Origin of the sequence: Polaromonas sp., from assembly GCF_018780625.1 — a bacterium.
Classification (GTDB): Bacteria; Pseudomonadota; Gammaproteobacteria; order Burkholderiales; family Burkholderiaceae_C; genus Polaromonas.
Window position 1 is genome coordinate 1 of sequence record NZ_JADMJK010000005.1, and the last position, 10,429, is coordinate 10,429.

11 protein-coding genes are annotated in these 10,429 nt (G+C 60.7%); 9 read left to right on the forward strand and 2 right to left on the reverse strand.

The window, feature by feature from the left end:
• The 3 genes from dapF to IV091_RS00280 all read left to right on the forward strand — a co-directional run.
• Positions 1-840 (forward strand): diaminopimelate epimerase (dapF, locus tag IV091_RS00270; protein ID WP_293463871.1); only part of this gene is annotated, 840 nt, incomplete at its 5' end.
• Positions 841-888: 48 nt separating this feature from the next.
• Positions 889-1,578, forward strand: coding sequence for a DUF484 family protein (locus tag IV091_RS00275; protein WP_293463873.1), 690 nt, complete (start codon positions 889-891; stop codon positions 1,576-1,578).
• Positions 1,579-1,586: 8 nt separating this feature from the next.
• Positions 1,587-2,624, forward strand: coding sequence for a tyrosine recombinase XerC (locus tag IV091_RS00280; RefSeq protein WP_293463875.1), 1,038 nt, complete (start codon positions 1,587-1,589; stop codon positions 2,622-2,624).
• Here the strand turns inward: IV091_RS00280 and IV091_RS00285 are convergent.
• Together IV091_RS00285 and IV091_RS00290 are read right to left on the reverse strand one after the other, a co-directional pair.
• Positions 2,613-2,903, reverse strand: a complete 291-nt coding sequence (locus IV091_RS00285; protein WP_293463877.1) for a hypothetical protein — start codon at positions 2,901-2,903, stop codon at positions 2,613-2,615. The genes IV091_RS00280 and IV091_RS00285 overlap by 12 nt on opposite strands.
• Before the next feature lie 11 nt (positions 2,904-2,914).
• Positions 2,915-3,100, reverse strand: coding sequence for a hypothetical protein (locus IV091_RS00290; protein ID WP_293463879.1), 186 nt, complete (start codon positions 3,098-3,100; stop codon positions 2,915-2,917).
• A 93-nt stretch (positions 3,101-3,193) separates the two neighbouring features.
• On the opposite strand from IV091_RS00290, the gene IV091_RS00295 reads away from it, so the two are divergent.
• The 6 genes from IV091_RS00295 (at position 3,194) to rsmH (ending at position 10,403) form a co-directional block, all read left to right on the forward strand.
• Positions 3,194-4,384 carry a class I SAM-dependent methyltransferase gene (locus IV091_RS00295; RefSeq protein ID WP_293463881.1) on the forward strand — a complete coding sequence of 397 codons (1,191 nt, stop codon included), beginning with the start codon at positions 3,194-3,196 and terminating at the stop codon, positions 4,382-4,384.
• Positions 4,385-4,476: 92 nt separating this feature from the next.
• Positions 4,477-5,535 carry a GTP-binding protein gene (locus IV091_RS00300; RefSeq protein WP_293463884.1) on the forward strand — a complete coding sequence of 353 codons (1,059 nt, stop codon included), beginning with the start codon at positions 4,477-4,479 and terminating at the stop codon, positions 5,533-5,535.
• 344 nt (positions 5,536-5,879) lie between these two features.
• Positions 5,880-6,770 (forward strand): RNA polymerase-binding protein DksA, encoded by an 891-nt coding sequence (gene dksA / locus IV091_RS00305; RefSeq protein WP_293463886.1) that lies wholly within the window; start codon positions 5,880-5,882, stop codon positions 6,768-6,770.
• Between the two features lie 39 nt (positions 6,771-6,809).
• Positions 6,810-8,558, forward strand: coding sequence for an STAS domain-containing protein (locus IV091_RS00310; RefSeq protein WP_293463889.1), 1,749 nt, complete (start codon positions 6,810-6,812; stop codon positions 8,556-8,558).
• A 489-nt stretch (positions 8,559-9,047) separates the two neighbouring features.
• On the forward strand, positions 9,048-9,476 hold the full coding sequence (mraZ, locus tag IV091_RS00315) for a division/cell wall cluster transcriptional repressor MraZ (RefSeq protein WP_293463981.1): 429 nt from the start codon (positions 9,048-9,050) through the stop codon (positions 9,474-9,476).
• Between the two features lie 9 nt (positions 9,477-9,485).
• Positions 9,486-10,403: a 16S rRNA (cytosine(1402)-N(4))-methyltransferase RsmH gene (rsmH, locus tag IV091_RS00320; protein ID WP_293463892.1), complete on the forward strand. Its 918-nt coding sequence runs from the start codon at positions 9,486-9,488 to the stop codon at positions 10,401-10,403.
• Positions 10,404-10,429 lie beyond the last annotated feature (26 nt).

A 10,429-nucleotide genomic window follows, 5' to 3' on the forward strand; every position in this document is an offset into this window, starting at 1 on the left:
GATTTCGTGGTGCTCGACGAAACCCGCGGCGCCCTGGGGCTGACCCCCGCGCAATACCGTTTCCTGGCCGACCGCCACTTTGGCGTGGGTGCCGACCAGATTCTGACGGTGCGGCCTTCACCGGCAGAAGGCATCGACTTTGAATATGTGATCCACAACGCCGACGGCGGCGAGGTGGAGCAGTGCGGCAACGGCGCGCGCTGCTTTGTGCGTTTTGTGCGCGAGCAGGGGCTCACGGCCAAGGACACCGTGCGCGTCAAAACCATGAACGGCGTGATCACACTGCGCATGCAGGCCGACGGCCAGGTGACGGTGGACATGGGCGCGCCGGTGTTTGAACTTGAGCGCATTCCGTTTGATGCGGCCGGTTTGACGCCGCAGGCCGCGGGTTCATGTCAAAAATGGCCTCTGGCCCTTGATGGACGGGAACAATCAGCTCCTGTTTTGGTAGCGGTTCTGTCGATGGGAAACCCCCATGCGGTGCAGCTGGTGGACGATGTCGAGTCCGCGCGGGTCGCTGAAATTGGCCCGCTGATCGAGCGCCACGCGTGTTTCCCGAAGCGCGTCAACGCCGGCTTCATGGAGGTGGTGTCGCGCAGCCAGATCCGCTTGCGCGTCTACGAGCGCGGCGCCGGCGAAACGCTGGCCTGCGGCACGGGCGCCTGTGCGGCCGTGGTGGCGGGCATACGCTGGGGCCTGCTGGATGCGCGGGTCGAGGTGCTGACGCGCGGCGGTCCGCTCACGATCGAATGGTCGGGCCAGCCTGACGCGCCGGTCATGATGACGGGCCCGGCCACCACGGTGTTCAGCGCAGAGATCGACGTTCCCGACCTGCCTTGACCGGCAGCGGGGTGGGTGGCGGCCCAAAAAACTGGCGACAATGCCAGCATGATTCCAACTGAACATCCCATCACCGAAGACGACATCGCCAACTTCCTGGCCAACACGCCTGACTTTTTTGAGCGCCACGCCGAGTTGCTTTCCTCGGTGCAGCTCTCCAGCGGCCACGGCAACCGCGCGGTCAGCCTGCAGGAGCGCCAGGCCGGCATGCTGCGCGAAAAAATCAAGGGGCTGGAGACCCGGGTGGTCGACATGATCCGTCACGGGCAGGACAACGTGGGCATTGCCGACAAGCTGCAGCGCTGGACCTGCAAGCTGCTGCAGACGGCGCAGGCCCGCGACCTGCCGGCAGCGGCGGCTGAGGGCATCGTCACCGAGTTCCAGATCCCGCAGGCAGCGATCAAGGTCTGGGGCGTGAACGGCATTTTTTCAGGCGAGCGTTTTGCATCGGGCATCAGCAGCGACGTGCAGACCTTTGCCGCTTCGCTGAGCGCGCCTTATTGCGGTGTCAACTCGGGGTTTGAAGCGGTCAACTGGCTGGCCGAGCCTGCGCTGGCGCTGTCGGTGGCCCTGATTCCGCTGCGCGCATCCGCTGGTGCGCCGGTGGTGGGGCTGCTGGTGCTGGCCTCGCCCGAGCCCGAGCGTTTTCACAGCGACATGGGTACCGACTTCCTGGCGCGTCTGGGCGAACTGGCGGGCGCGGCGCTGTCGCGGCTGCGGCCCCAGCCTACTGCGTAAACGCGCGCATGACGCCGCCATTGCCCGCGTCCGGGCCTGAGTTGCATCCGCTGGTGGTGCGCTACCTCACGCATGTGCGGGTTGAAAAGCGCCTGGCGCCGCGCACCGTGGCGCTGTACACGCTGGACCTGGAAAAACTGCAGGCGCAGGCCCAGCGCGCCAGCGTGGCGCTGACCGACGTGGGCCACATGCAGATCCGGCGATGGGTGGCGCAGATGCATGGCGCCGGGCGCAGCGGCCGCGGGATTGCGCTGATTTTGTCGGGCTGGCGCGGCTTCTACACCTGGCTGGGCCGGGAAGGCTTGGTCAGCGGCAACCCGGTGCAAAACGTGCGCGCGCCCAAGGCCCCCAAGCCGCTGCCCAAGGCCTTGAGCGTGGACGAGGCGGTCCAACTTGCCAGCTTCCAGGCCAAAGCCGGCACCGATGCGCCTCAGCTGGAGGCCAGAGACCAGTGCATCACCGAACTGCTTTACGGCTGCGGGCTGCGCATTGGCGAACTGGTCGGGCTCGATGTGCGGGCCAGCGCCACGGCGCTGGGCTGGGTCGACATGGACGCTGCGGAGGCGCATGTGCTGGGCAAGGGCGGCAAGCGACGCAGCGTGCCGGTCGGCCGTCCGGCGCTTCAAGCCTTGCAGGCCTGGCTGGCGGCGCGCAGCAACTGGACCCTGAACGGCGACGGCCCGGGGGGCGAGGGCGGGGACGCGCTGTTCATCAACCAGCGCGGCACCCGGCTCACGCCGCAGCACATTCGGGTGCGACTGAAGCAGCGGTCCCTGAAGGCGGGGCTGGCTACCCCGGTGCACCCGCATATGCTGCGCCACTCGTTTGCCAGCCATGTGCTCCAATCCAGCGGCAACCTGCGCGCGGTGCAGGAGCTGCTGGGACACGCCAACATCACCAGCACCCAGGTCTATACGCGGCTTGATTTTCAGCATTTGGCCAAGGTCTACGACGCCGCCCATCCGCGCGCCCTGTCGGCGCGCGCATCGTCTGCCGCAGCAGGCTTGCCCCGCAAGCCCGGGGCCAGCGACACCTCAAAAGGCTGAGTTCGCGGGTTCAGGGGGCCAGGCGGCTTTGGGGCTTTCTCCCAGCTTGAACACCGCGCGCTTGCTCCGCACCGGCACGGCGGCCAGGAGTTGTTCGAGCTTTGTCAGCAGACCCTGAGCGTCCGAGTCCTGGAACGGGACCATCGCACAAGCCACATGGACCTGGGCCATGCAGTCCATGGACATGCCTTTGCAGGGCATGAAGCAGCGCGGCATCAGTTCCGCTCGCACGATGGGAATGTGCAGGCCAGGCCAGGCCAAGCCAGCGCCAGCGCTCATCACAATTCCCATTAGCGCCCATGCCCAACACCAACCTGCGCTGTCCAGTGCAACCGCAGCGAATCCCCTGTCGTCACCGGGTACATCGCGGCGGCATGCGTCGGTGCCCAGGCTATATCAGCGGTGCTGGCCACCTGTTCGGGCGTGAGCTGGCCGACCGCGCCTATCGAGTAGTCGCCCCAGTCCTGCAAGGCCACCGGCTGGCTCGTGGTGTCCAGGAATTGTCACAAAAATCTCGTGACCATTGCTTGCATCGGCTTCGCCCGCAATCCTGCCGCGACAATACCGGCATGAAAATAATTCGACTTCGCGACGGTAAAGAGCGTTCCTTGCTGCGCCGCCATCCCTGGATTTTTGATGGCGCCATTGCCAGTGGTGGTGCTGACGCCGGTGAAACGGTGCGGGTGGAAAGCCACGCGGGCCAGTTTCTGGGTTGGGCCGCCTTCAGCCCCAGCTCCAAAATCCGGGCCCGGGTCTGGAGCTTTGACGCGTCACAGCGCATTGATGCTTCTTTTTTTGCAGCGCGTATCGATCAGGCGATAAAGGCCAGGGGGCGTTTTGATATAAAAAGCAACGGCCTGCGACTGATTCACGGCGAGTCTGATGGGCTGCCCGGCTTGGTGGTCGACCGCTATGCCGACACGCTGGTGGCACAGTTTTCAAGCTGCGGCACCGAAAAATGGAAAAACGTGATCGTTCAGTCGCTGCTGGAACAAACCGGCTTGACGCGGCTGTACGAGCGCTCCGACGCCAGCGTGCGCTCGCTGGAGGGCTTGCCCGAAGCCACCGGCTGGTTGGCCGGCGCCGGCGAGACCGGCATCACCATTGCCGAGCACGACTGGATGCTGAGCCTGGACGTGGCCGAAGGCCACAAAACCGGCTTTTACCTGGACCAGCGCGACAGCCGCCACAAGTTCGCCGCCGCCACGCGCCGCCTGCAGTTTGAGAACGTGCTGAACTGCTACTGCTACACCGGCGGCTTTACCGTGGCCGCACTGGCGGGTGGTGCCGGGCATGTCACCTCGATCGACTCGTCCGGCCCGGCGATTGAGCGCGCTAAAGCCAATGTGGCGCTGAACGGCTTTGACGCCAGCCGCACCACCATGCTGGACGCCGACGTCAACGCCATGCTGCGCCAGTACCAGCGCGAAGGCAAAACCTTTGACGCCATCGTGCTGGACCCGCCCAAGTTCGCGCCCACCGTCAAGCACGCCGAGCGCGCGGCCCGCGCCTATAAGGACATCAACCGGCTGGCGCTGGCCATTTTGGCGCCGGGCGGCGTGCTGTTCACCTACTCGTGCTCGGGCGGCATCAGCGCCGACCTGTTTCACAAAATCGTGGCTTCGGCCGGCACCGATGCGGGCGTGGACGCCTTCATCACCGAGCGCATGGGCGGCGCCCCCGATCACCCCATGACGATTGCATTTCCGGAAGGCGAATACCTCAAGGGCCTGGTGCTGGTCAAACGCCCGGCGGGCTAGCCGTTTTAAAAACGCAGGCTGCGCTTGCCCATGCCGGCCCAAGGACTTGAGCGCACCGCTAAACTTGCCACTCCGTTTTTTAGGAAAACACCATGAGCTTGATTCCTGTCACCATCCTCACGGGCTTTCTCGGCTCAGGCAAAACCACGCTGCTCAAGCGCGTGCTGACCGAGGCCCACGGCCAGAAGATTGCCGTCATTGAAAACGAGTTTGGCGAGGAAAACATCGACAACGAAATCCTCGTCAATGACACCGAGGAAACCATCATCCAGATGAACAACGGCTGCATTTGCTGCTCGATCCGCGAAGATCTGCGCGAAACGCTGCAGTTGCTGGCCGCCAAGAAGCGCAAGGGGCTGCTGGACTTTGACCGCGTGGTGATTGAAACCACCGGGCTGGCCGACCCTGGCCCGGTGGCGCAGACCTTTTTCATGGATGAAGAAATTGCCGAGCAGTATTTGCTGGACTCGATCCTGACGCTGGTGGATGCCAAGCACGCCGAAACCCAGCTCAACGAGCGCCAGGAAGCGCGCCGTCAAGTCGGTTTTGCCGACCAGATCTTCATCAGCAAGACCGACCTGGTAGCCGAAGATGAAGTCCAGGCGCTGATGCACCGCTTGAAGCACATGAACCCGCGCGCGCCGCAAAAAGCAGTGCATTTTGGCGAAGTGGCGATTGCCGATGTGTTTGATCTGCGCGGCTTCAACCTCAACGCCAAGCTCGACATCGACCCCGAGTTTCTCAAGGCCGACGCGCCTGAGTCCCATGACCACCACGACCATGATCACGTGCATGGCGAGCAGTGCGACCATCCGTCCCATGCCGCCGGCCCGGGCCACCACCATCACCACGATGACGACGTCAAGAGCTTTGTATTTCGCTCGGACAAGCCCTTCAGTCCGGCCAAGCTTGAGGACTTTCTGGGCGCGGTGGTGAATATTTACGGCCCGCGCATGCTGCGCTACAAGGGCGTGCTGAACATGGAAGGCACCGATCGCAAGGTGATTTTCCAGGGCGTGCATCAACTCATGGGCAGCGACCTGGGTCCGGCCTGGGCCGCAGGCGAGGAAAAAACCAGCAAGATGGTCTTTATCGGCATTGACTTGCCCAAAGATATTTTTGTGCAGGGTCTGGAGCAGTGTCTGGTTTGAGGTAGGCTGTGCGCCTAAACATAAAAAGGGGGAGATTTCATGGGTATTCCGATTCTCCAGCGGATTGCGGTCAGTCCGTTGCGCAGGAATGGCAAGCCGCTACAATCGCGCGCCAACCACAATACCCGGAAAGCCGATTCGGGAGTGCTTGCAATCCAGGAGCAGGTCCACAAATTCATGCGCTGCGTCACAGCGACTGAATTGGGCTTGGGCGATGGCAGGCGGCAGACCGACCAGGAAATCTGGCCTCAGCTAGGATCGAATTGCTTGACCGCAGTTTGGTCAAGGAGTTGCCGAAGGAGCCCGAGGGCCATTTTTCGGCGGCTTCCCGAAGGAGACAACTTGTGAACGCTCAACCGAAGAAGACCCAGGCGCCAGCCCAGGCTACTGCCAAACCCGCCGTAAAAGTCCAACCAGCGTCCAAAGCCGCCATCAATACCGTGAAAACAGCAGCCAAATCCAGCCAGCCAGCCAGCCAGGGCGAGTCCCAGAAAACATCAGCGCTTGCGGCGCCCAAAAAAGCGGTGCCTGCCAAACCGGCGGCCCCCCTCAGCAAGGCGGCGGTCAGCCCGAAGGCGCCGCCTTCCGTTGCGCCAGCCAAGGCATCGGGACTCAAGACCCCGATGCCACTGAAGCCCGGGCGAAGGAGTTCGGCCCGGGTTGCTATTCCATCACCCCCGAACGCACCGATGGTGCCAACCCATGCGCCAGACGCAGCTAAAGCCAGCTACTCCACAATGACCGAACGTTTGATCGCTCCGCCAATTCAGGCGGCTGCCAAAAAAGATCCCAAACTTGCCAATAACTGGAAGACCAAGCCCGGTGACCAGTTGACCGACGACGAAATCAGGGCCATGCCTGATTCCGAGTACATGAACGACAAACAGTTGGCATTTTTTCGCCACAAGCTCTCGGTGCTCAAGCAGGAGATCCATGCCAGCGCCGGTGCCACCACTGAACATCTGCGGGAAGACGCGGCCGTGGTGCCTGACCCGGCAGACCGCGCCACCATTGAAGAAGAGCACGCCCTTGAACTGCGTACCCGCGACCGCGAACGCAAGTTGCTCAAGAAGATTGAGCAGTCGATTGCCCGCATTGATTCTGGTGACTATGGATACTGTGATGAAACCGGCGAACCCATCGGTGTAGGCCGCCTGATTGCCCGCCCGACTGCCAATTTGTCCCTGGAAGCGCAACAGCGCCGCGAGATCAAACAAAAAATGTTTGGTGATTGACGGATAGCCGTCTAACCTGAGCTTATTTCCTACGCTGCCATGTCCAAAGACGATACAGTTTCAGGCCTCCTGTTCAAGATGGTCAAGTTCGTGCGCAACCCGGCAGCGAAATGGTCGGACCCGGACGCTGTGCAAGCGGATGGGGATGATTCGGTTGACAAACAGCTGCTCAAGGAGATGATTGAACGCAAGCGCCGCAACGATTCTGTGCGCAAGCGTGAGTTCGATATGTTGCGCAAGCTAAGAAAGCGCGATGCCATGGTGGGCGTAGGCCAGGATCCCGCCGGCAGACCTTCTTTTTTTCAGAGCAGCATGCACTCCAAGCCCGATGATCGCGCGGGCACGATCAAGAAGATCGACGAGATTGAGGCGCAGATGTCCATGCAATGGTGGAAAACCAAGACTTTCGAGCCATCGGGCAGCGCACCTGATTCGCTGCTGCCATCTCAAGGCGAGGTGGCCGAGGTCCTGGCTCCGCTCCTGGAAAACGCGCTTCCCGTGGCTGATGGGCTCGCCACTCCATCAGGGTTGGCGACAGGTAGTTTGGCCGGGGCTGCAGTTGCCTTGAAGCCGGTTCCGGCGAAAGTTCGTGCCAACCTTGCTTCGGCTGACCAGGCGAACAGCTTCGACAGCACGTTATCGGGCTTCGCGGCTTCCCGTGCCGTGGCCGTTGACTTTCGGGAGGTCGTGGTGCACGACGCTGATCTTGAAGAGGTGGCCATTCTCTTTGCCAACGGTGACTCGGCTGGCGCAGAAGCCGGGCTGCTTGAACTCCTGGGGCCGGCCGGCGTGCGCTCAGGGCATGCCGAACCCTGGCTGATGCTGTTTGATTTGTACCGTGCGATTGGGGCGCAGGAAAAATTTGAGTCGGCTGCTATTGAGTTCGTGGGGCGTTTTGACCGCTCCGCGCCGCAGTGGCTTTCCATGCTGGACGCGGCGAAAATGTACGACGAACCTGCGCGCAAGCTTGGCAATGGGCCTACTGTTGATTGGGTGAGTCCGCCTGTGATCGGGACCCAGACCGTCGCAGCGCTCACGGCGGCGATGGCCAAAGCGCCCATCCCATGGCGTCTGGACTGGAGTCGCCTTAAAACTATCGAAGCGGCAGCTGTTGAACCTTTGGCCATGGTGTTCAGCAGTTGGGCGTCCCAGCCGGTTCAACTGCAATTCATGGGCGATGCACAACTGCAAAAAGTGCTGCAAAGCGCTACGCCTTCTGGCCTGCGCGAAACTGCACCCAGTTGGTGGAAACTGCGCATGGAAGCGCTACGTGTCACGAATCTGCCCGAAGAGTTTGAACTGGTCGCGCTCGATTTCTGCGTCACCTACGAAGTGTCTCCGCCTGCCTGGAGTCGTGGACGCTGCGTGTACAAGCCGCTTGATGCGCAGGGCGACGTCATAGGAGGGCAAACCACCATTGGTGACCTTCATGGTGACTCGGTGTACTCGAGCTTTGGTGTGGTGGACGGAGGGAGTTACCTTGATACCCAGAGCGCCCAGCTAAGTAGTCGTTCTTCTGTCGAGTTGTCTGGGCAGATTGAGGGCGACGCGGTCGTCGTGCTGAACATGCTGGAAGAAAGTCTCGCGGGGGCCGACAAGATGCTTATTTCCTGCGCCAAGCTGATTCGCGTTGATTTTTCTGCGGCAGGGATGCTTTTGAACTGGGTGTCCGCTTGCGAGGCAGAAATGCGACCGGTGCAGTTCGTGGGCGTCAACCGGCTGGTGGCTGCTTTCTTTAACGTGATCGGGATTTCAGATCATGCAAGAGTGCTGGTTCGATCCGACTGATGATGTCTGCGGGATTTTTGCCGCAGTCCTGATCGTGTAGTCTCCTTGGGCGCAGCCCTCGCGGGGCACAATCTTCAAACAATGATGGCTGCGCGCAGCGGCCTCTGGTAAGACCTGGATGCTATAATATTTATAGCTTGTGGGTCTGCATTGCCGGGTTTTCTGCGATTTTTAAAAATTCGCAGGCGTCTGGTGGAGAGACAAAAGCTCCGCTATAGCCGGGCAAGGTGCGACGCCCTTCAAATCTCGGCAGGCCTTACGAACTGACGGCGGTCTTGAGTGTTGCAGCTTAAAGCACTACCTTCATTGCTTGCTCTAAGTACTTAATTCTGAACGAATTTCATTTCAAATTCAATTTTTAGGGACAGTTATAAGTCCTTGATTTCATTGAAAAAATTTGTTCATATCTCTTGCTTGCGAAAAACTTCCTGATAAAGTGGGAGAAAGTGCAATTTAGTGGTGAAAAGTGTTTTTCAAAGGTCTCAGACGGTGTTTCAAGGTGCGTCATCATTAATTCTCGATACCAAGGGTCGGCTTTCTGTGCCAACCCGGTACCGTGACGTGCTGAGCGCAACCGCTTCAAGCCAACTCACCATCACCAAACATCCGCATGGCTGCCTCATGATTTTTCCACGTAATGAATGGGAGAAATTTCGCGAACGCATCGCTTCGCTGCCGATGCAGGCGCAATGGTGGAAGCGAATTTTTTTGGGCAATGCCATGGATGTGGATATGGATGCGAGCGGCAGGGTATTGGTGTCGCCTGAGTTGCGTGCTGCCGCCGGCATCAGCAAAGACACCATGCTGCTGGGCATGGGCAGTTACTTTGAGCTTTGGGATGCTGCCATTTATACGGCTCAGGAGGCTGAGCAAATGAAGCTTGAAATGCCTGATGTCTTTAAAGACTTTTCTTTCTGAGAGACGACGGTGAACAGCGCATGGACACATCGAACCGTCTTGTTGAATGAAGCCATCGAAGCGCTTCATCTCAACCCGGATGGTCACTACATCGACGCGACTTTTGGACGCGGAGGACACTCCCGCCTGATTTTGTCGCAACTCTCTGCGCAAGGGCGTTTGACGGCCATCGACAAGGATCTGGATGCGATTGCGGAGGCGAAAACCATCGCCGACGCCCGCTTCTCAATCCGCCACGAGGGATTCATGCACCTGGGCCAAATGCCTGCGGCGAGTGCCGCGGGCGTACTGATGGACCTGGGGGTGAGCTCGCCCCAGATCGACAATCCGGCGCGCGGTTTTTCTTTCCGGCAAGAAGGTCCGCTCGACATGCGCATGGACACCACGCGCGGTCAGAGTGTGGCCGACTGGTTGGCCGACGCCTCCATAGAAACCATGACGGAGGTGATTCGTGACTATGGCGAAGAACGGTTTGCTGGGCAGATTGCAAAGGCGATTGATCGTCGCCGGCAGGAACAGGGACCTCTTCAAACCACCGCTGAGCTGGCCGAAGTCGTGGCAGGTGCGGTCAAAACCCGTGAGCCTGGCAAGGACCCCGCAACCCGCACCTTTCAGGCTCTTCGGATTTTCATCAATGCCGAGCTTGAGGAGTTGCAGCAGGCGCTGGAAGCGTCATTGAAAGTGCTGCAGCCGGGCGGGCGCCTGGTGGTGATCAGCTTCCATTCGCTGGAAGACCGCATCGTCAAGCAATTCATTGCCGGGCATTCGCGCGAGGTGTATGACCGCCGCGCCCCATTTGCAGCGCCTAAAGCCATGAAGCTCAAGGCCTTGGGGCGCATCAAGCCCAGCGAAGAAGAGGTGGCTGGCAATCCGCGTTCGCGCAGCGCCGTGATGCGGGTGGCAGAGCGCACGGAGGTGGAGGCATGAACGCCTTCCGGCTGCAGTGTTCCGGC